Source organism: Flavobacterium endoglycinae (assembly GCF_017352115.1).
Lineage (GTDB): Bacteria > Bacteroidota > Bacteroidia > Flavobacteriales > Flavobacteriaceae > Flavobacterium > Flavobacterium endoglycinae.
In genome coordinates this window covers 5,428,938-5,451,165 of the sequence record NZ_CP071448.1, presented here as the reverse complement: position 1 = coordinate 5,451,165, position 22,228 = coordinate 5,428,938, and the positions used below count along the sequence as shown (strand labels likewise).

General features: G+C 34.3%; 18 protein-coding genes. 9 read left to right on the top strand and 9 right to left on the bottom strand.

Annotation, left to right across the window (positions count from 1 at the left end):
- The first annotated feature begins 14 nt into the window (after nucleotides 1–14).
- The gene (locus J0383_RS23465; RefSeq protein WP_207296376.1) at nucleotides 15–389 is read left to right on the top strand and encodes a hypothetical protein; all 375 of its coding nucleotides are present in this window, start codon (nucleotides 15–17) and stop codon (nucleotides 387–389) included.
- A 160-nt stretch (nucleotides 390–549) separates the two neighbouring features.
- Here J0383_RS23465 and pheT read toward each other — a convergent pair whose 3' ends face one another.
- A complete protein-coding gene (gene pheT / locus J0383_RS23460) occupies nucleotides 550–2,970 on the bottom strand; it encodes a phenylalanine--tRNA ligase subunit beta (protein WP_207296375.1) in 2,421 nt (806 codons plus the stop codon).
- Nucleotides 2,971–3,249: 279 nt separating this feature from the next.
- On the opposite strand from pheT, the gene J0383_RS23455 reads away from it, so the two are divergent.
- Both J0383_RS23455 and J0383_RS23450 read left to right on the top strand, forming a co-directional pair.
- On the top strand, nucleotides 3,250–4,755 hold the full coding sequence (locus J0383_RS23455; RefSeq protein WP_207296374.1) for an aldehyde dehydrogenase family protein: 1,506 nt from the start codon (nucleotides 3,250–3,252) through the stop codon (nucleotides 4,753–4,755).
- Nucleotides 4,756–4,825: 70 nt separating this feature from the next.
- Nucleotides 4,826–5,200 (top strand): DUF779 domain-containing protein, encoded by a 375-nt coding sequence (locus J0383_RS23450; RefSeq protein WP_207296373.1) that lies wholly within the window; start codon nucleotides 4,826–4,828, stop codon nucleotides 5,198–5,200.
- A 50-nt stretch (nucleotides 5,201–5,250) separates the two neighbouring features.
- On the opposite strand, the gene J0383_RS23445 is transcribed toward J0383_RS23450, so the two are convergent.
- The 5 genes from J0383_RS23445 to J0383_RS23425 form a co-directional block, all read right to left on the bottom strand.
- Complete coding sequence (locus J0383_RS23445) at nucleotides 5,251–6,195, bottom strand: AraC family transcriptional regulator (protein ID WP_207296372.1); 945 nt, start codon at nucleotides 6,193–6,195, stop codon at nucleotides 5,251–5,253.
- 72 nt (nucleotides 6,196–6,267) lie between these two features.
- Complete coding sequence (locus tag J0383_RS23440; protein WP_207296371.1) at nucleotides 6,268–7,131, bottom strand: bestrophin family protein; 864 nt, start codon at nucleotides 7,129–7,131, stop codon at nucleotides 6,268–6,270.
- A gap of 26 nt (nucleotides 7,132–7,157) precedes the next feature.
- Nucleotides 7,158–8,468: a TolC family protein gene (locus J0383_RS23435; protein ID WP_207296370.1), complete on the bottom strand. Its 1,311-nt coding sequence runs from the start codon at nucleotides 8,466–8,468 to the stop codon at nucleotides 7,158–7,160.
- Between the two features lie 65 nt (nucleotides 8,469–8,533).
- Nucleotides 8,534–11,632, bottom strand: a complete 3,099-nt coding sequence (locus tag J0383_RS23430) for an efflux RND transporter permease subunit (protein ID WP_207296369.1) — start codon at nucleotides 11,630–11,632, stop codon at nucleotides 8,534–8,536.
- 85 nt (nucleotides 11,633–11,717) lie between these two features.
- Nucleotides 11,718–12,785 (bottom strand): efflux RND transporter periplasmic adaptor subunit, encoded by a 1,068-nt coding sequence (locus J0383_RS23425; RefSeq protein WP_207296368.1) that lies wholly within the window; start codon nucleotides 12,783–12,785, stop codon nucleotides 11,718–11,720.
- A 551-nt stretch (nucleotides 12,786–13,336) separates the two neighbouring features.
- Here J0383_RS23425 and J0383_RS23420 point away from each other — a divergent pair.
- The 3 genes from J0383_RS23420 (at nucleotide 13,337) to J0383_RS23410 (ending at nucleotide 15,500) form a co-directional block, all read left to right on the top strand.
- Entirely contained in the window at nucleotides 13,337–13,936 is a 600-nt protein-coding gene (locus J0383_RS23420; RefSeq protein WP_207296367.1) for a peroxiredoxin family protein, read from the top strand.
- Nucleotides 13,937–13,965: 29 nt separating this feature from the next.
- Nucleotides 13,966–14,820, top strand: coding sequence for a hypothetical protein (locus J0383_RS23415; protein WP_207296366.1), 855 nt, complete (start codon nucleotides 13,966–13,968; stop codon nucleotides 14,818–14,820).
- A gap of 77 nt (nucleotides 14,821–14,897) precedes the next feature.
- The gene (locus J0383_RS23410; protein ID WP_207296365.1) at nucleotides 14,898–15,500 is read left to right on the top strand and encodes a PAS domain-containing protein; all 603 of its coding nucleotides are present in this window, start codon (nucleotides 14,898–14,900) and stop codon (nucleotides 15,498–15,500) included.
- A gap of 246 nt (nucleotides 15,501–15,746) precedes the next feature.
- Here J0383_RS23410 and recG read toward each other — a convergent pair whose 3' ends face one another.
- Nucleotides 15,747–17,855, bottom strand: a complete 2,109-nt coding sequence (recG, locus tag J0383_RS23405) for an ATP-dependent DNA helicase RecG (protein WP_207296364.1) — start codon at nucleotides 17,853–17,855, stop codon at nucleotides 15,747–15,749.
- A 210-nt stretch (nucleotides 17,856–18,065) separates the two neighbouring features.
- Here recG and J0383_RS23400 point away from each other — a divergent pair, with 210 nt between their 5' ends.
- The 3 genes from J0383_RS23400 to J0383_RS23390 all read left to right on the top strand — a co-directional run bounded on the left by J0383_RS23400 (nucleotide 18,066) and on the right by J0383_RS23390 (nucleotide 20,965).
- The gene (locus tag J0383_RS23400) at nucleotides 18,066–18,506 is read left to right on the top strand and encodes a hypothetical protein (RefSeq protein ID WP_207296363.1); all 441 of its coding nucleotides are present in this window, start codon (nucleotides 18,066–18,068) and stop codon (nucleotides 18,504–18,506) included.
- Between the two features lie 144 nt (nucleotides 18,507–18,650).
- Nucleotides 18,651–20,414: a hypothetical protein gene (locus J0383_RS23395; protein ID WP_207296362.1), complete on the top strand. Its 1,764-nt coding sequence runs from the start codon at nucleotides 18,651–18,653 to the stop codon at nucleotides 20,412–20,414.
- An 11-nt stretch (nucleotides 20,415–20,425) separates the two neighbouring features.
- The gene (locus tag J0383_RS23390) at nucleotides 20,426–20,965 is read left to right on the top strand and encodes a DUF1697 domain-containing protein (protein WP_207296361.1); all 540 of its coding nucleotides are present in this window, start codon (nucleotides 20,426–20,428) and stop codon (nucleotides 20,963–20,965) included.
- On the opposite strand, the gene J0383_RS23385 is transcribed toward J0383_RS23390, so the two are convergent.
- A complete protein-coding gene (locus J0383_RS23385; RefSeq protein WP_207296360.1) occupies nucleotides 20,966–21,469 on the bottom strand; it encodes a hypothetical protein in 504 nt (167 codons plus the stop codon).
- Nucleotides 21,470–21,471: 2 nt separating this feature from the next.
- Nucleotides 21,472–22,218, bottom strand: coding sequence for a Dph6-related ATP pyrophosphatase (locus tag J0383_RS23380; RefSeq protein ID WP_207296359.1), 747 nt, complete (start codon nucleotides 22,216–22,218; stop codon nucleotides 21,472–21,474).
- Between the last annotated feature and the right edge of the window lie 10 nt (nucleotides 22,219–22,228).

The following is a 22,228-nucleotide window of genomic DNA, read 5'->3' as shown; positions in this document are numbered from 1 at the left end:
AAAAACTAAAGAATATGAGTTATTTAGTCAATCAGATGATACAATCTTTATCGAATAAAGTACTGCGTCTTGAAAAAGCAAACAGTGATCGTGATTATTCTGGCGGAGGATGGTATCAGGAAGTAAAATATGAGATTTATTTGTATGCCGATTTTACTGCGGTATACATCAAAGAATCTTTCAGCAGTGTTTCTGGAGGCGGATTGTATCTTCCAAACCAGTCTTCTGACAAAGAATATGGAAATTGGAACGTTTTAGAAGAAAACGGAAAAGTCTATCTCGAAATGATTTTTGATGATAATTCCAGACAAAAATTAGAAACACAAAATTTAGGAACCGGAATCCAGAAATTAGGAGATCAAATCTGGAACAGATATTTAATTAGTTGAGTTTTTTGTTTCAGGTTTCGAGTTTCAGGTTTCAGGTTTCAAGTTTCAGGTTTTGACTAACATGAAACTTGAAACCTGAAACAAAAAAAAACTTAAACCAAAAAACAAAACCCGATAAATCCTAAAATCTATCGGGTTTTTAAATTATGATGAGATATACTTATCTTAAACTCGCACCAAGTTCAGTTTCAAAAGTCTGTTGTAGTTTAGACATGATTTTGTCAATCTGAGCATCAGTAAGAGTTTTGGTATTATCTTGAATTGTAAAGCTTAAAGCATACGATTTTTTACCTTCCGGAAGTTTGTTTCCTTCATAAACATCAAATAAATTAACATCTTTTAAAAGCGTTTTCTCGCTTTGTTTAGCCAGATTGTAAATACTTTCGTAAGTAGTGTTTTTATCAATCAATAAAGCTAAATCTCGGCGTACTTCAGGATATTTCGGAATTTCAGTGTATTTAATTTTTCCGGTAATGATTTTTAAAACCAAATCCCAGTTAAAATCAGCATAATACACGTCTTGTTTGATTCCGAAGTGTTTTAAAATGGATTTTTTAACCACACCCATTTCTACTAAAGTATCATTGTTGTAGCAGATAGAAGTTCCTTCAGAGAAAACATCTGACTGTACAGGAGCATTCGATACTTTTTCAATTCCTAAACGATTTAAAACTGCTCTTACATATCCTTTCAATAAAAAGAAATCAGTTCCTTTCTGAGGAGTTGTCCAGCTTTCTTTATTTCTGTTTCCTGAAATAGATAATGTTAAGTGTTTGTGTTCTTCGTAACCGTTCAGGTATTTATGATATGATTTTCCGAATTCAAATAATTTTAAATCCGAATTTTTTCTGTTAACATTATATGAAATAGCTTCTAAAGCCGAGAACAATAAAGACTGACGCATCGTTGCTAAATCGTTACTCAACGGATTCAGCATCGTAACATTATGTTCTTCTTTTAAAACAGATGATAATTTAGCGTAAGCAGCTGTCGTTAAAGAATTCGCCATCATCTCATGAAATCCTTGCGAGTTCAATTGAGAAGCGATTACATTTTGTACTTTATAATCTTCTGTTCTAGGAGAATTAGCCACAGTCGCATTGAATTTTTTAGAAAACTCAATATTGTTGTAACCATACACTCTTAGAATTTCTTCGATAACGTCAATTTCACGCTGAACATCAACACGATATGCTGGAATTGTTAATCCTAAACCAGTGTCTGAAACGCTGTTGACTTTAATATCTAAAGAAACTAATATTTTCTTAATAGTATCTTTTGGGATTTCCTGTCCAATGATTTTAGAAACATGACTGAAGTTCAATAAAACAGAGAAATCTTCCACTTTTTTAGGATATACTTCTACCACATCAGAAGTTACTTTTCCGCCTGCGACTTCTTGAATCAAAAGAGCGGCACGTTTTAAAGCATATTCTGTAATTGTTGGGTCAATTCCTCTTTCAAATCTAAAAGAAGCATCTGTGTTTAATTGGTGTCTTTTTGCTGTTTTACGAACGCTTACAGCATCAAAATAGGCACTTTCTAAGAAAATAGAAGTGGTTCCATCAGAAACACCAGATTTTTTCCCTCCAAAAACACCTGCAATACAAAGCGGACCTTTTTCGTCGCAGATCATTAAATCTTCTGCATGCAATGTTCGTTCAACATCATCAAGCGTAACAAATTTTGTTCCTGCAGGTAATGTTTTTACAATAATTTTTCCAGTGATTTTGGCAGCATCAAAAGCATGAAGCGGTTGTCCTAATTCGTGTAAAACATAATTAGTAACGTCAACAATATTATTTTTTGGAGTTAATCCAATAGCTTTCAAACGATCTTGTAACCAAGCAGGAGATTCTTGAACCGTAATTCCAGAAATAGTAACACCACAATATCTTGGCGCCAATGTTGGTTCTTCAACATTCACATCAATTTTTAGTGTACGCATATCTACTCTAAAGTTGCTTACAGAAGGTGTAATCAATTCTACGTTTACACCACGCTGTAACATTCCGGCTCTTAAATCACGAGCAGTACCAAAATGGCTCATGGCATCTGCACGGTTTGGAGTCAGTCCAATTTCGAAAACTTCGTCATTGGCAATTTTGAAAACTTCGGCAGCAGGAGTTCCAGGCACTAAATTTTCGTCTAGAACCATAATTCCGTCATGACCAGTACCAAGTCCTAATTCATCTTCGGCACAAATCATTCCGTGGCTTTCCTGTCCGCGGATTTTTCCTTTTTTAATAGTAAATTCTGCGCCTTCTTTATCGTATAGAATAGTTCCAATGGTTGCAACGGGAACTTTTTGTCCAGCAGCTACATTTGCAGCACCGCATACAATTTGCACAGGCGCTTCTAAACCAATATTTACAGTTGTAACTTTTAATCTGTCGGCATCAGGGTGTTTTTCGCAAGTAAGTACGTGTCCTACAACAACCCCTTCTAAACCGCCTTTAATCGATTGGTATTTTTCAACAACTTCTACTTCAAGACCCAGATCAGTAAGTAATTCCGATGTCTGCTCAGATGTCCAGTCTGTTTTAATAAATTGTTTTAACCAGTTGTAAGATATTTTCATGTTAGTTTTATTATTCTTTTTTGTACAAGGATACAAATATAAGGAATTGCAGACTGTAGTAAGAAAGAAATTATTTGGTTTTTTTAGACTGATTTTACTTGAAGAAAAAAGAATTTAAAATATAAGATTGGAATTTTTAATATTAAAATTTTGATAAAATAGCATTAAAATAAACTTATAAAAACGAATATGTAATTTTTGTGCTATTAGATGAATGAAAAGTGCTATTCTCTTTCAAATTATGAATCTAATTTTGGGTTAAATCAAAATTTACTAATTATGAGCACAACCGCAAAAAGACCTGAATTTAAGGCACAATATGACAATTATATTAATGGAAAGTTTACAGCACCAATAACAGGAGAATATTTTGATGTTATTTCTCCAATTGATGGAAAAGTGTTTACAAAAGCGGCACATTCCGGAAAAGAAGATCTAGAGAAAGCAGTTGACGCTGCTCATGAAGCTTTTAAGACATGGGGAAAAACATCTGCGACAGAAAGAAGTATTTTATTGAATAAGATTGCTCAAAAGATCGAAGACAATTTAGAATATATTGCTACAGTTGAAACAATCGATAACGGAAAACCAATCCGCGAAACACTTGCGGCTGATATTCCGCTGGCCATTGACCATTTTAGATATTTTGCTGGTGTAATTCGTGCTGAAGAAAGTTCGATTTCCGAACTTGATTCGCAGACAGTTTCAATTGCCTTAAGTGAACCAATTGGGGTAGTGGCACAGATTATTCCATGGAATTTTCCAATTCTGATGGCCGTTTGGAAAATTGCTCCAGCACTGGCAGCAGGAAATACAATTGTATTGAAACCAGCTGAAAGCACACCGATTTCGATTATGGTTTTAATGGAATTGATTGGAGATATTCTTCCTAATGGAGTTTTAAATATTGTAAATGGTTTTGGTGCCGAATTAGGCCGTCCGCTGGTAACTAATAAAAAAGTAGCAAAAGCCGCTTTTACAGGTTCAACTACAACGGGACGTTTGGTAATGCAGTATGCAACAGAAAATATTATTCCGGTAACATTAGAACTAGGAGGAAAGTCACCTAATATTTTCTTTCCATCGGTAGCAGATCATGACGATGATTTCTTTGATAAAGCCATTGAGGGGGCGGTTTTATTTGCATTAAACCAAGGAGAAATCTGCACGTGTCCATCTAGATTACTGGTTCACGAAGCTATTTACGACAAATTTATTGCTAAAGTTATTGAAAGAACCGAAGCTATTGTTGCCGGAAATCCTTTGGATAAAAACACTATGATTGGAGCTCAGACTTCTTTGGTTCAAAAAGAAAAAATTATGTCTTATATCAAATTAGGTAAAGAAGAAGGAGCTGAATTATTAACTGGAGGCGATGTGAATCATTTAGGTGGTGATCTGGAAGGTGGTTACTACATTAAACCGACTTTGTTTAAAGGGCATAACAAAATGCGAATTTTTCAAGAAGAAATCTTCGGGCCTGTTTTAGCAGTAACAACTTTTAAAACAACTGAAGAAGCCATCGAAATAGCAAACGATACAATGTACGGATTAGGGGCGGGAGTTTGGACGCGCGATGCACATGAGATTTATCAAGTTCCAAGAGCGATTCAATCAGGTAGAGTCTGGATAAATCAATATCATTCGTATCCTGCAGGTGCACCGTTTGGAGGTTACAAACAATCTGGTATTGGACGTGAAAATCATAAAATGATGCTGAGTCAATATCGCCAGACTAAAAACATGCTGATTTCTTATGATAAAAAGAAATTAGGTTTCTTTTAAGTAGTTATTATATTGGTTTTAAAAGGTAAGTTTCCAGACTTACCTTTTTTTTAATTTAATCAAAAATGTCATGGTAAAGAGATTAGATGCAACAGATGAAGCAATAGAATTAATAAAAATCCTTAAAGAAAAACATGGCGATTTAATGTTTTATCAGGCGGGAGGATGCTGCGAAGGAACGCAGCCACAATGTTTTGAAAAAGGCGGTTATTACCAAAGAATGGGTGATGTTTGTATTGGAAGTATCGAAGACACTGAATTTTGGGTGGACAAAGATTTATTCGAATATTGGAAACACGCTCATTTTACATTAAAAGTAATTGATGCATTCGGCGTAGGTGGTTTTTCTCTTGAAACGCCTCTAAAAAAGACTTTCCAAATCGAATATCGAATTTTTACTGAGGAAGAAGAAAAGAATTTAGAACCGGTGAAAGTGTTTGAATGAAAGTACAAAGGTTCAGAGAGATAAAGTTGCAAAGGTTTTAAACTTTGTTCCTATGGACCTTTGTTGCTTTGAACCTCAAAAAAAAGCATCTGATACTGCTTGGGTGTTATTCCTTCATGTTTTTTGAATAATCGTATGAAGTAATTGGCATCTTCAAAACCAGATAAATAACAAACCTCATTAATCTGGATTCCTGGGTTTTTAAGGAGTTTTTTGGCGTGTTTTATTTTTTCGTTTAAAACATATTCAATTGGGCTCATGCCTAATTCACGTTTGAAAAAACGATAGAATGAAGCCGTACTCATACAAGCTTTATCGCTTAATATTTTCAGACTTATATTTTCCTTGAGATTTAATTTGATGAATTCTGTGACTTCAAAAATAGGATTATTGGATTGAATAACAGCACCTTCATCAATTGATTTCACGGTCTGTGTCTGAATAATTCTAATTAACAATTCCTGTAAAGTCAAATCGGCAAGAGCATCTTTGGTTATCGAAGTGCCCATGCATTCTTTGATGAGTTTATTGATTGTTGCAGCAAGATCTACATTATTGTAAAAGAAATAATTCTGATAGTTTAACTGCCAGTAGGTGTCACTTCCTTCTTTTGGATAACGTTCGTTTAGAAAATTTAAAGTTTCATTGATTTTGCTGTTATCAATTGCGAGAGCAAGGCATTGTGTGGGATTCTTTTTGGAAGCTTCTGGAAAATCAATTTTCATTTCAACATTCGAGGGAACAACAACTGTTTCTCCAGGTAAGTAATCAAAACCTGGCTCGTCGAACATGTGCATTATTTTTTTGCCGCGAAGCATACTTGTTACCACAAAATCATTGAATTTTAAAGGAACAAGACTAGAAGATTCATACGTTTCAAAAAGATTTAATTCGCAGTTATTCAAAGTATATACACTTCTGTTTTCAACAAGTGTTTTTAATGATTTTTCATTTGATAAATGAGGGGGATTAATTAAAACACGTTGATTCTGCATCGTTATTAAATTTTAGGAAGTGTTTCTAAATTTAATAAAAATATGTTTAGCAAATTTGAATTTAACGTTTAATTAAATTAGCTCTTCAATATGTTTTTTGATATTTTCGGAAATCTTTTTGGTTGGAAGATCATTTTCATCATCGCCAAACGGATCTTCGATTTCTTCGGCAATCAACTCTAAACTGGCTAAAACGTAAAAAATAAAAACCACAACAGGCGCTACAAAATATCCTAAACTAACAGAATATCCAAAAGGCAGTGTCATGATATAGAAGAAAATGAATTTCTTAATGAAAGCACTGTAAGAGTAGGGAATAGGCGTGTTTTTTATACGTTCGCAGGCTCCGCAGATATTGGTGAATTCCTGAAACTCTTCGTTTAAAATAATAAGTTGTTCTCCGGTAATTTTTCCTGCATCGTACAAATCAGTGATCTTGTGATACATGATTCTTTTTACCTGATTAGGTTTGTGTTTGTGCAGATCTATTTCTAAATCAACATCTTCAAAAAGTTGTTTGCTGGTTTCTTCATCTTTTAAATGTTTGTGAAGCACATCAGCATACATCGGAATAAATTTTCGGAAAAACTTTCTGTCGTTTTCATCCTTTAAAATAGCCGAAAGTTTTATGGCAAGATTACGGCTGTTGTTTACCAAACCGCCCCAAAGTTTGCGGCCTTCCCACCAGCGGTCATAAGCTGTATTGGTTCTGAAAACGAGTAATAAGGAAATTACAAATCCCAACATTCCGTGCATGATGGGAATGTTGTGGATGTAATCATTTTTTGTGACTTTGAAATGATGAATTTCAAGATACCCTACTACTGCGGCATAAATGCCTATTGCAAGCATTATCGGAAGCAGTTTTCGAACTGTATCTGATTTATGAAAATGGAATATAAAAGTAAACCAGTCTTTGGTGTTATATGAAATCATCTAAAATTTGTTTGAAACAAATTTATTTAAAAATTAATTGTTCCTGCTAATTCTTTTAAAGCAATTTCAGATAATTTTGCTTCATATTGTGCATTGCTGTAACGAACTTTAGCGTTTACATAATTCAATTGTGCTGTTCTAAAATCGATTGTAGTAATGGTTCCAATTCTGAATTTGTCCAAAGTAATTTCAAGGTTTTGCTTCGCAATTGCTTCGTTATTTTCTTCTAAATCTATTAATTCCAAATTGGTTAAATAGGTTTGATACGCTGTATTTAATTGCGTGTTTAAAACCGTATTTTGCTGTTCGATCGCAATTTTAGAATTCTCAATTTGAAGTTTCGCCACTTTTTCATTTCGATGCTGATTAAAACCATCAAAAATATTCATAGAAGCATTAAAACCGTAATTTAGACCTCGTGAAGATGTCTGGCTGGTAAATCCTAAACTCGATTGACTTTCAGCGAAATTATATCCAGTTGTTAATCGTAAAGTTGGATAACGATCTGCTTTTACTTGTTTTAGTTGTAACTCGGCAATTCGTTTATTGATAATTTGTGCTTCTAAAGCCGGATTTTGTTTTTGGGCTAATTCTGTTAAATCAGCCAACGCGAGTTTGTCATCAACTTTAACTTCATCCGTAACTTTAAAATCAATTTTTGGATCACGCGCTAAATATTGGTTCAAAAGAATTTTAGCATTAGCATACGATTCTTTTTGTCGCAACAAAGCGACCTGATCTGAGTTTAAGTCTACTTGCGCATTCAAAACTTCTAACTTGGAAGCTTTACCAATGGTAAAACGATTTTGTGCTAATTCTAATCGTTGTTTAGAAATTACAATAGTTGTATCTAAAGCGGCCAATTGCTGCTGTTGCTGTACCAAATCATAATAAGCGGTATTTACCTGTCCGATTTTTGCCAGAATGGTTTGTTTTAGCTGTGCGTCTCCTAATTTTTGAAGTTCTTTCAGCTGGTCTAATCTCGCAAACATTCTCATTCCGTCAAAAACCGTCCATCCTAAACTTACACCATAGGTTAAACTGTTGTTTTTAGCATTGTTTAAAGAAGTGGTGGTTCCGTCCTGACGTGTTTGTGATGAATTGGTAATACTGTTATTGTCAGTTACAGAAGCAGTTGCTGTAGGCAGCATTCCTGCATTTCCCACAGTAACATTCGTCTCATTTATAACCGAGTTATTCTTGGCAATTTTGATTTCAAAATTGTTCTCCAATGCGATTTTCATAGCCTCTTCAATAGTCAAAACTTCCTGTGCATTCGTTTGAACCACGCAGAAGATTATGATTATTAAAGTGCTGTATAAATTCTTAATGTTCATATTTATTTTCTTTTGCCGAAAAATCACGAATTTCAAAAAGTAAAATTCGTGATTTTTTCGACTTCTTATTTTAAACTTTCTTTTTCGTATTCGTCTATACGGTCAAATTCAGGATAATGTTTTCTGGCTTTAGACCACATGAAATAAATCGCTGGAATAACAAAAAGAGTTAATGCTAAAGAGAAAATAGTTCCTCCCACAATGACAACTCCCATACCAATTCTACTGGTAGAAGCGGCTCCAAGTGACATTGCAATTGGAAGTGCTCCTAATGCAATTCCTAAACTGGTCATTAAAATGGGACGTAAACGTGCTTCTGAAGCTTCGAGAATGGCATCCATTTTTGATTTTCCTTGCTCGCGTAATTGATTCGCAAATTCAACGATCAAAATACCGTTTTTAGTTACCAGTCCAATAAGCATTACAGTACCAATCTGGCTGAAAATATTCCACGTTTGATTGAATAACCATAATGAAAATAATGCTCCGGCAACTGCCATTGGAACCGTTAAAATGATGATAAACGGATCGATGAAACTTTCAAATTGCGCCGCAAGAATCAAGAAGATTAATAATAAAGCCAATCCAAAGGCGAAAGAAGTATTGGAACTGCTTTCTACGAAATCTCGTGATTCTCCAGCTAAATCAGTTGTAAAACTTTCGTTTAAAACTTTGGATTTAATTCTATCCATTTCCTGAATTCCATCGCTGATACTTTTTCCAGGCGCTAGTCCAGCAGCAACTGTAGCCGACATATAACGGTTATTATGATACAATTGCGGCGGATTACTCTGTTCGTCAATATTTACCACGTTGTCCATTTGGATTAATTGACCGTTTTTGTTTTTTACAAACATCGAAGTCAAATCCAATGGTTTAGATCTGTCTTTTTGGTCAAATTGCCCAATTACTTGATATTGTTTACCGTTTTTGATGAAATATCCAAAACGTTGTCCGCTTAAAGAAAGCTGTAAAGTCTGCGCAATATCGATAATTGAAATTCCTAAACTTTCTGCTTTTTCACGGTCGATACTTACGTTGATTTCAGGTTTGTTGAATTTCAAATTTACATCTGTAGTCGAGAAAACATCGCTTTTGCTCACTTCATCCATGAAAACAGGAATTTTTTCTTTTAATTTTTCAAAATTCGGCGCCTGAATAATGTACTGAATTGGTAAACCTCCACGTCTGTTAACTGCAATTGTAGGTTGTTGTGTGACAGAAGTTTTAGCATTTGGATATTTTTTGGTCCATTTTGTTAATTCGTCTGCAATATCTTTTTGTGATTTTTCTCTTTCGTCGACGTCTTTTAATGTAAGCCTTACTAATCCGCTGTTAACCGAATTTGAACTAAATCCAGGTGAAGTAATTACTAAACTCACTTTTTTCTCTGGAATAGAATCATCAATCAATTGAGAGATTTCCTGCATGAAACGGTCTGTGTATTCGTATGAAGATCCTTCTGGAGTCGTCATACGCATGGTTACAGAACTTCTGTCATCGTAAGGAGCCGTTTCTTTTGGAAGAATGGTAAAGAACAAATAAATCAATCCAAAACACGCTATTAAAATAGGAAAACTAATCCATTTTCTGCCCATGAATTTGTTTAAGGCTTCAGCATAACTGCTGTTCATTTTTTCAAAAAATGGCTCGGTTTTAATATAGAATTTAGATTTTTTCTGTTCGCCGCCTTTCATTAAATAAGCATTCAGCATTGGCGTTAATGTCAGCGATACGAAGGCAGAAATTAATACGGCTGCACCAATTACAACTCCAAATTCCCTAAAGAGTCGGCCAACGAAACCTTCTAAGAAAATTACAGGTAAAAACACCGCGGCTAATGTTACCGAAATGGAAATTACAGCATAGAAAATTTCATTAGAACCTTTGATTGCTGCTTCAATTGGTGACATTCCTTCTTCAACTTTCTTGAAAATATTTTCGGTTACAACAATACCATCATCTACTACTAAACCTGTAGCCAAAACGATAGCTAATAAGGTTAATACGTTGATTGAGAATCCGAAAAGCCACATAATGAAGAAAGTGGCAATTAACGAAACGGGAATATCAATTAAAGGTCTGAACGCAATTGCCCAGTCTCTAAAGAATAAATAAATAATAATGATTACCAGAATGATCGAAATTCCTAAAGTCTCGGCCACTTCAAGTACTGATTTCTTTACGAAAATAGTATTGTCAAGTGCAATGTTTAATTTGATATCTTTTGGAAGGTCTTTTTTAAGCGCTTCGTATTTTTTATAGAATTCTTTTGAAATATCTAAATAATTGGCTCCCGGCATGGGTACAATTGCTAAACCAATTAGAGGAAGTCCTGATTGGCTTAGTTTGGTTTCTAAATTTTCGGGTCCTAATTCGGCACCGCCAACATCACTTAAACGTACAATTTTGTCTCCGTCGGTACGAACAATAATATTGTTGAATTCTTCTGGTTTAGAAAGGTTACCAACCGTTTTTACGGTCAATTCGGTATTGTTTCCTGTTAATTTTCCTGACGGAAGTTCTACGTTTTGCGCATTTAATGCATTACGAACGTCGGCAACTGTACAGCCATAAGCGGTTAATTTTGCAGGATCAATCCATAAACGCATAGCGTAGCGTTTTTGTCCCCAGATTTGGACACCGCTGACTCCCGGAATGGTTTCTAATCGTTGTGAAATGACATTTTCAGCATAATCACTTAATTCTAAAGAATTTCGTGTATCACTCTGAACGGTCATCGAAATGATAGCATCACTATCGGCATCGGCTTTTGAAACTACCGGCGGAGCATCAATATCCTGCGGTAAACTTCTGATGGCTTGTGATACTTTATCACGAACGTCGTTCGCGGCTTCTTCTAAATCTTTGTCAAGGTTAAACTCGATGGTAATATTACTGCTTCCTTGATTACTGGAAGAAGTGATGTTTCGGATTCCGTCAATGGCATTTACTGCTTTTTCAAGAGGTTCCGTAATTTGTGATTCGATAATATCGGCGTTGGCTCCTGTATAGTTGGTACGAATGGAAACCTGCGCCGGATCGATCGACGGGAATTCGCGCACCCCTAAAAATGTGTAACCAATAAAACCGAACAATATAATTAATAAGTTCAGTACTATGGTTAAAACAGGCCTTCTAATACTGGTAGTTGATAAACTCATTTGAGATTTTGGATTTTAGATTGTTGATTTTGGTTTTAGATTTCGTGTATGCTGAAATCCAGAACCTAAAATCTGAAATCATAAATTATTTTTGCGCTTGTACTTTAACTTTGATTGGTGCTTCGTTTTTTAAAGACATTACACCGCTTGTAATTAAAGTATCTCCGGCTTTTAACCCTGATAAAATCAAAATAGAAGCATCTGTTCGTGTGGTGGCATCAACCATTACTTCTTTGGCTTGACCATTATTGGCGATATAGACTTTTTTACCGCTTTGTACGGGTACAATTGCTTGAGATGGAACTACAATGGCATCTTTAATAATGTTCAATGGTAATTTAATATCAGCAAATGTTCCAGGGAAAAGTTTTCCGTCGGTATTGTCAGCAATAGCGCGAATCTGCAGTGTACGAGTGGCAACGGCAACTTCGGGCTCGATAGCGTATATTTTTGCGGTATAAGTTTTATCTGAACCAGAAACGTTAAAATCGATTGTTGATCCGTTTTTTACTTGTGAGGCATATTTTTCTGGAATAGAAAAAGTGATTTTTAGTTTTCCAGTATTGACCAGTTTTGCGACTAAAACGGTTGGAGTGATGTATGTTCCAGGTGAAATAGAACGTAAACCAATTTTTCCTGAGAAAGGAGCTTTTACAGATGTTTTTGCAATTTGTGCTCTGATTAACTGGCTTTGTGCCTGCGCCGAAGCGTGATCTGCTCTTGCTACATCTGCTTCCTCCTGGCTGATAGCTTCTTTTTGAAGTAAAAGTTTAGCTCTTCTTTCGTTTTCTGCTGCTAAACCTTCTTTGGTTACAGCTTGTCTTAACTGCGCTTTTAATTCGATATCATTTACTTTAAAAAGTACCTGTCCTTTATTAACGTAAGTACCTTCATTAAAATAAATTCCTTCTACAATTCCCGAAACTTCGCTGTGGATTTCGACTTGTTCATTGGCTTCAATAGAACCTGATAACGACAAATTATTATCGAAGGTAGAGGTTTTTACGACAAGTCCCGTTACCGATATTGGTTTGTCTTTGTCGCCAAATTTTTTAGAGTCCTCATTTTTACTCTTATTCGAAATTATCCTGTAAGTGATAAATCCTCCTAAGACTATGATTATTAAGGCGTAGATTAGGTGTTTTAGTTTCATAAAGTTTTGGTGAAATAGGTGTTTTGGGTGTATGTTTTTTGCAACTGACAAATTTAACTTTTTGAAGTGAAATCGCGAGGTGTTAGCTTTTATTTAACACTTGCGTAATCATAATTTCAAATCGGTTTTTATAGGTATTGCATTAAAAATTTTGCACTTAGACACTGTTTTTGATCAAAGGTTTAATTAATATACTTGATATTTTTATTTTGCTTTAACTCTTTTTATGTTAATGAAATCTATGTACTTGATAATTATGCTGTTATTTTCTTTTTACAGTTGAAAATTAAAAAGATATTTTTCTCAACTTTTTTATGAAGAATAAAAATAAAGTTTTTTTTGTCTGATTTTTTTTGCATTTAAACGATTTTATTTGTAACATTGATATGTTAAACAAAATGAAGTTTTTTTCATGAAAAACGATTGTTTTTATTCATTTTGATGTTAAAATATTGAAATTGGTGGTGTTTTTTTGAAGTTTTAAGGAATTTAGCTGATAAATTTATTAACAAGTGTTTATAATTTCTTTTTTAATTACTAAAAATAACTTTATGAAGAAAAAAATACTGCTTATCTTATGGTTTTCATTATTACTTACCGCAATTGGATATCTTTTCTGGCAGAATGAGTTTAAATATAGTCTGCCAACACCAATTCCTGAAAACTATCACAAGATCGCTTTAGGAAGAACTGTTGATTTATCTCAGTGTTGTCCTTTTGATGCAAAACCAGTTTTTTTTCACTTCTTCAATCCTGATTGTCCATGCTCACGTTTCAATGTACCTCATGTTAGTGAACTTATAAAAAAATACGGAGACCAAGTCAATTTTAAAATTGTAGTTCTGAATAAGAATAGAATTTTTACGATTAAGGAAATCCAAGGAAAATTTGGAGCAGAAATTCCGGTTTATTTTGATGAAGGTATTGCAAAGAAATGCGGTGTTATCTCGACTCCGCAGGCTGTTATTCTTGATCCTTTGCACAATTTATATTATCGAGGAAATTACAATAAAACAAGATATTGTACGAATCCAGAAAGTAACTATGCCCAGCAGGCCGTAGAGTTGCTTTTGAACAAACAAAAATCGCCCACTTTTAATGCTTTAGCTCTTAGAGCTTATGGATGTTCGCTGCCCAAATGCACTAAATAAATCTATCACTAACTTAAATTAAAAACCCCATGAAAACAAAAGCCAGCTTAAATGAGCAAGACTACCTACACAATTTTATGTCGACTATGACGCAAAAATCAGACACGATTATTAATTATGTTTTAATTGTTTATTTTCTCCTCGGAATCGGATTGTCGTTTAAATACGATACGTTTGAAATTGGAGTAGGAGTAGGAACGCTCAATCTTTTAGCCTATTATTCGGCTAAATTCTTTATTAAAAATTCTAAATTTTATCAATATGTTTTGTCTGTAGTACTGGCGATTTTTATGGCTCAGTATATTTATCAAATGCACGGATTATTTGAGATGCATTTTACGGTTTTTATAGCCAGCACCATCCTAATTATTTATCAAAATTGGAAACTTCAAATTCCGCTGACGTTCTTGGTTGTATTGCACCATGCAGGTTTGGCATATCTTCAAAACTTCATTTATAATGATGCTAACGGACTTCAGGTTTATTTTTCTCAGGTAAATTTTGATCTCGAAACTTTGATTATTCATACTGTGCTGGCAGCAGTCGTATTTTTTATGAACGGGTATTGGGCATATTATTTTAAAGAACACAGTCAGAATCATATTTCTAAAATCTCAGATGAATACGAATTGGAAAACATGAAACTGGCATCGGCCAAATTCAGCTCCATGTCGGCTACAAAAGAGTATAATGATTATATCCACAAAACGACATTGGATTTAAAACTTCCAGTTAATTCGGTTTTAAAACTAATTGATGTTACAAGAGGACATACAGATAATGATAAACTGCATACCTATCTGGATATGATGCGTGAAAGTGCTAAAAAAATTGACGATCTGGTAAATGATATTCATATAAAATCTACTAACAGCAGACCCTGATTAAGTAGAAAACCAACTTCCAAAAAAAAATCATTTACACGCAGTTAATCCTCATACTAACATTAATGTAGAAAAATATGGATGCCAGATTTTCCCGTCCAACGCCTTCTGATCGAGAAGTTGATTGGAATAAAAACAAAGTCTTACTTAGCAAAACAGATAAAAATGGGACTATTTTGTATGCTAATGAAGACTTTATAGATGTTTCAGGATATGATGAATTTGAATTAATAGGTCAGCCTCATAATATTATCAGACATCCAGATATGCCCAAAGTAATTTTTAAATTCTTATGGGACAGCATAAAATCAAGTGAAAATATACATGTCATCATTAAAAATATGGCAAAAACAGGCCGTTATTATTGGATTGTCACCGATTTTAAAATCATTGCCGATACTGATGGTGATATTGTAGGTTTCTTTTGCACTCGAAAATCAGTTCCTGAACCTATCATCACAAAGTTTATCGAACCGTTGTATAAAAAGCTTTTGCAGATTGAAGAAGCAAGTGGAATAAGTGCTTCGGAAGAATATCTGGTTGGATTTTTAGAAGAGCGCAAGAAAACTTACATGGAATATATCGATCATTTAATCACAACTGGTAAAGACGATAAAAACAAAGTAAGTAAAGGTTTGTTCAGTAGTTTATTCGACAAAAAATCACCGTCTAAAAAATAACTGAACTTCAAGATATGCTTCATTGTATCGACAAAAATATTCAAAATTCATTTTTGCCCCCAACAAATCTTAATCACCTGAATATTTAAACTTATAGTAAAGAATAAGTCAGATACAGTGAAGTGTATTTTTTTATAAGGTACACAGATATAGAGGTTCAAAGGGACAAAGGTTTAAAATCTTTCGCAGTTATACTTTAAACCTTTGTCACTCTGAACCTTTGCTTCTTTGTTCCCAAAAAAATAACTACGAAATATAATTCCAAATATTCTTTTTCTTAGTCAATTCAATGAAGACTGTTTTTAGAATGGCGTGTTCTGGTTTTTGAAGAGGCGGATCTTCTTTTAAAATTTTCATGGCATAGTTGCGAGCGTAAGAAAGAATTTCTCTGTCTTTTACGATATCGGCAATTTGAAGGTTTAGTACACCACTTTGCTGTGTTCCCATCAAATCTCCTGGTCCGCGGAGTTTTAGATCGACTTCGGCAATTTCGAAACCATCGTTGGTACGCACCATAGTTTCCATTCTGGTTTTGCTGTCAGTACTTAATTTATGGCTTGTCATTAAAATACAATAACTCTGTTCAGCACCTCGGCCAACACGTCCGCGAAGCTGATGCAGCTGCGATAAACCAAAACGCTCAGCACTTTCAATAATCATCACGCTGGCATTTGGCACGTTAACACCTACCTCAATAACGGTTGTAGCCACCATAATATTGGTTTTTCCTTCAGAGAAACGTTTCATCTCAGCATCTTTATCAGCAGGCTTCATTTTTCCATGCAAAATGGAAATCGAATATTGAGGCAGAGGAAAATCTCTGGAAATACTTTCGTAACCATCCATTAAATCCTTATAATCCATTTTTTCGGATTCCTGAATTAACGGATACACAATATAAATCTGCCTTCCTTTTGCAATTTCATCGCGAAGGAATTTCCAGACTTTCAAACGATTTGTGTCGTAACGGTGTGCCGTTTCGATAGGTTTTCTTCCCGGTGGTAATTCATCAATCACAGAAATATCCAAATCACCATACAAACTCATCGCCAAAGTTCTCGGAATTGGCGTTGCCGTCATGACTAAAACGTGCGGCGGAATATCGTTTTTCTTCCACAATTTAGATCTTTGTTCTACACCAAAACGATGCTGCTCGTCAATGATAGCAAGACCTAAATTATTGAATTTCACTTTATCTTCAAGTAATGCGTGCGTTCCAATTAATATTTTTAAACTCCCGTTTTCAAGCTCTTCGTGAATAATTTTTCGTTCGGAAGTTTTAGTTGATCCCGTTAAAATTCGGATGTTGATGTTTAATAAATTCGCAAATTCAGATAAACCAAGAAAATGCTGGTTGGCCAAAATTTCGGTTGGAGCCATTAAACACGCCTGAAAACCGTTGTCAATCGCCAAAAGCATACTCATAAACCCAACGATAGTTTTTCCAGAACCTACATCACCTTGAAGTAATCGATTCATTTGGGCGTTGCTTCCCATATCCGTACGGATTTCTTTAATTACTCTTTTTTGAGCATTTGTTAAATCAAACGGCAGGTGGTTTTGATAAAAATCATTAAAAAGTTCCCCGACTTTTGTAAACGGATGTCCTTTTATTTTATGTTTTCTAATTAAGTTTTTAGTGATTAACTGAAGCTGGATGAAAAACAATTCTTCAAATTTTAATCGAAATTGAGCTTTCGCCAAAGCATCGGCACTCTTTGGGAAATGAATATTAAATAATGCGGCTCTTTTGGAAATCAGTTTTAATTCTTCTATTAAATAGGCTGGGAAAGTTTCGGTAAATAACGCTTGGGTTTCAAGAAACAATTGTTCCATCATTTTATTGATTGTCCTATTCGAAATACCACGATTCGTTAGTGTTTCTGTAGAAGGATAAACCGGCTGCATGGCAGAGCGAAGACTCCTTTCGTGTTCGCTTAGTAATTCAATTTCTGGATGTGCCATGCTGAATGAACTTCCATACAAAGAACATTTTCCAAAAATTACCAGCTGTTCGTTCAGTTTTAAACTTTCACGAATCCATTTGTGACCTTGAAACCAGTTGAGTTCGATCTGTCCGGTTTCATCTACAAAAGTTGCAACGAGACGTTTTTTGTTTTTGGCAAATTCAACAGTTTTAATGTTGATTATTTTTCCAATAATCTGTACTTCAGTTCCTGTATTCTGTAATTCATTAATCTTATAATATCTTGTACGGTCGATATATCGGTTGGGATAAAAGTTAACCAGATCTCCGTATTTATGAATTCCCAGTTCCTTGCGAAGCAGCTGGCCACGGCTTGGACCAACACCTTTCAGATATTCAATAGGAGTTTCAAGAAGATTGTTAGACATTGAGGAATTTTAGGTTTTAATTTCAGATTGATCCAATTGGGATTTGGAATTATTTTTTGATTTTATTCTTTGGAATTTTCTAAAAGCGAAGATAGATTTTAATTGGGAAATTTAAAAGTGACTTTCTGCTTAAAAATTTTAGTGTACAGATACGCAACCTTTTACAAATAATAATATCTATTTAATGTACAAACCATAAAACCTAATAAAATGAAAAAAATTACTCTTATTGGCGTAATAACACTGTTTATAACAAGCTTTTTATCTTGTTCAAATGATGATGGAGATTCCAAAAACACCAGTTATTATGGAAAATGGGAATTAAGTAGAATGGCTGGCAACGGATTTATTCTGGCGGTTTACAGTATTGGACAGCCGCAGTGGAAGGAAACCTATGATTTTAAAAAAGACAACACTTTTATTAAAACTAAAGTCCAAAACGAAACTACTATTACAGCATCAGGAACTTTTTCGGTAGTAACTATTCAAAACAGACCGCATTTGCAACTAACCTATACCAATCCAAGTGAAATCGTGGGAAGTTGTAAAGGAAACCAAAGTGAAGAATTAGTGGTAAATGAAGCAGGAACACTAAATAGTACATGGCAAAACTGCGATGGTCCTTCATTAGAATATAAAAAAGTAAAGTAGTCTATTCAAGATATTTGTTGATTTATAAATGCATAAAAACTCTGTCAAAAGCTGGCAGGGTTTTTTATTTTTCCGTCAGTATTATTTTAATAAATAAAGATAATTGTTAGATTTGTTGACCATTAAGATATAAGCCCAAGAAAAATGAAAGAAGAAAAAGTTCCTTTTGAAACCATGATTTTTGCAGGTGTCACATTTAAAGTCATTAACCGACATGAAGCGCATACTATTATTGGAGATCTAACCAATTTCAATAATCAGAAAATTTACAATGTTTTTGAAGATACCTGGCGTTTTCCTGATTATGAAGAAAATCCAATATTCTTGCTGGCAGAGGACGATGTAGAAATGGATTCATTTGAAATGGATTTTAGTACAGATGAACATCCAGATGTTTTTATTCTAGGATTTATATTTAAAGGAGACCTGAATGTTGCCAAACTAATCAGTTCTTACGATACCGATAATTCACCTGCTTTAATTGTTTTTGGAAAAACCACAGCAGTAAATATTGCTTTGTTCGGAAGTATTCATTATCTAGGCGGTGGTGTGCAGTGTGATGTTCTTATGGGAGAATACAATCATGGCGAACTTTTCGTAAAAGGCGATGTAAAAGCTTGGTTAATCCACAGTGATGATATGCTGATGCATTTTGAACGTTTTACTGATGTTGAAGCAATTATAAACGTTGGCAGACCCGATATTATGATCTGTAGTAATGTTGAAGGACCAGAGGGTCTTTTGACAATCGAAAATTACTTTCCTTCAACTCATAAATTATCTGATATTGTTGATGATGCTTTTATTGATTACTCAAGTTATGAAGATGGAATATTAGGTAACAATTACCATAAAGTTTTTAAAGAAGGGCTTTCGATCCTGAATTACGATAAAAAAGATCAGTATACATACGCTGATTTCCGTAATCAGTTTATTAATATGGTCAATGCTTTATCTGAAACCGAAGAATTAAAAGAAGAAGGTAAAATCATAAGAAATATTGGAACAACCATTTATTCGTTTATTCCTTTTGATTATGAAGGAATGAAATACAGTCAGATTTCTGAAGAAATTTCCAATGGATTTGACATCAGAATGCGTGCTTTATGGTGTCATGATACAGAAGAAATCACATTGGTATTAGAATATCTTTACGAAGATGGAAATCCAAAATACCAGTGGGCAAACAACGAAACAGCTCCTGGAATTGAAATGTTGTGTGTAAAACGTGCAGCATTAAAAACGTTTGAAATACTTACAGCTGAAGTTGAAGAAGAGGAAGATGATGAAGACGAAAGAGAGTACACAGAGTATGACAGTAGTTTCTCTTTAGAAGAATTCACACCTCAGTTTGGAAGTTATAAATTGCCTGATGATTTGGTTAAATTATATAAATTTCAGCAAGAATACGGATCTGAAACTTATTCAGAATGTTTTGGACTTCTGGTAACAAATGATAAAACGGGAATAAAAACCTGGTCTGAGGAAGAAGAATTCTATAACAGTTTTATTGAATTTGCAGGTGCAAATGGTTCAGGAAGTTCATACGCGTATTGGCTTGTCGACGATGATTTAAATAATTGTCCGATAGTCGTTTTTGGTGACGAAGGCGGAATTCATGTCGTAGCTGAGAACATCCGTAAATTAATTCATCTCTTGACTTTAGATACTGAAATTTCTGTTGATTTTGATTACGCGTATTTCTATAAAGACGACGAATATTATTCTGAAAATGAAAATAAAGAAGCATTTCATGAATGGGTTAAAAAAGAATTTAATCTAGATCCGATAGAAACAAATGAAGAAGCTGACGCAATTGTAGACCAAGCAAAAGAAAAGTACAAAAAGAAATTAAACGATTTTCTAACCAAATTCGGGATTGAAATTGGTGAAGAAGATGATGAATAAAATTGAATAAAATGACAACACATTTAGCGCTTTTGAGAGGAATTAATGTTTCCGGACATAATATGATGAAAATGGAAGCTTTAAAAACCATGCTGGAAAATCTCGGCTTTCAAAATGTTCGTACCTATCTGCAATCGGGAAATGTATTTGTAGATAGCGAAGAAGAGCCTTCAAAAGTGGGTTTTATGATTAAACAGGAAATCTTTAAAGTTTTTGGGCATGAAGTTCCTGTTGTCATGATTACCAAAGAAAATTTAGAATCGTGTTTTGCTAACAATCCTTATTTGAAAGAAAAAGATTGTGACACTAAAAAGCTTTATGTGGCTTTTGTTTCAACGACTTTGAAAAAAGAAAATATAAACGATTTAAAAATCAGTCAGTTTAAACCAGATGAGGCAAGTATTGATGAAAATAGGATTTTTATAAAATATGCAGTTGGGGCAGGCAAAACCCGTTTCGATCAAAAATACATCGAGAAAAAACTGAATGTTACTGCTACGATTAGAAATTGGAATACAGTGACAAACTTACTTAAAATGTATTCGGAATAATTAATCACGAAGCCATTTTTGCATAGCTGGAAAAGGAGATTTTTGTTCTTTTTCGGCTTTTTCTTTTCCAAGGCATAATCCCATCCATTCCAACAGCGGCAATCCCATATAAGTTCCCGAACTAAAATTGGAAATAAACCACTGCGATTGATCTCTATAACCATTTGGATGAAATACAAATTCTAAAGGAAGTTCTAAATAATGTAAAGCACCATACGACCATAAAATCGCTGCAATTTCATCACCTTGAGTAGGCCATTCTGAAGGTATTTCTGTCGTTCCCACTAACTTTCTTTCAGCAGAAGTAGTTACCGCAAGATGTCCAGCTTCGTGTAGTATATCTCCGGGATAAAGTAATTTTTCGTAATCAATATAAATACAGTTTGGACCAAGTTCAAGACCAGGCAAAAATGTATTACCGAGTTCTTTTTCAATAATATTTATTTTTATTTCTTCAAGAAACTGCACTACTTTTTTTACTTCAATATTTTCTTTTAAAGACATAATCAGCTGGTTTTAATTAAATCACAATACCAAAAGCCATAGTCAAAAGCGTCGGAAGAATCAGTGTCACAAGCTGTATTTGAGGGATTTTGGTTTTTTGGTTTTTCATATTTTCGATATACAATTTCGCCTATTTCAAAATCAATAGGTTTAGAGAAAATAGGTCCATCGAAAGTAAAAGTGTGAAATTCTCCGTTTTCTCCGCAAACATCTACATTTTCAGGAAGATCATTTATAAAATCCTGATCGATTACACGTCCCACAAAACTTTTATCCAAATAACGTTCGTTTACACAAACCACAATAGTTTTAAATCCCAATGAAATAAATTCATTAATCAAATCATGTGACGGAATTTTCCAGATTGGAAAAACACCTTCAAAACCAATTTTCGCTAGTTGGTTCTCACGGTATTTTCTTAAATCTTCTAGAAATATATCACCAAAAACCGAATGCGTGATTCCGTTATTTTTGAAATCTGTTAGTGTTTTGGTCATAACTTCTTCGTAAACTTCCATAGTTGGCATTTCCGGAATTTCCATGATTTTGAGAGGTATGCCAATACTTTCGGCTTGTGCTTTCAGTAATTCGGTACGAACACCATGCATCGAAATTCGCTGATATTGCTGGTTGACACTTGTCAGCAGATATTCAATTTTATAGGCAGGATTCTGCAGTATTTTATATAAAGAAAGAGCAGAATCTTTTCCGCTGCTCCAGTTAAAAAGGGCTTTTATAGGTGCTGGCACAATTTGATAT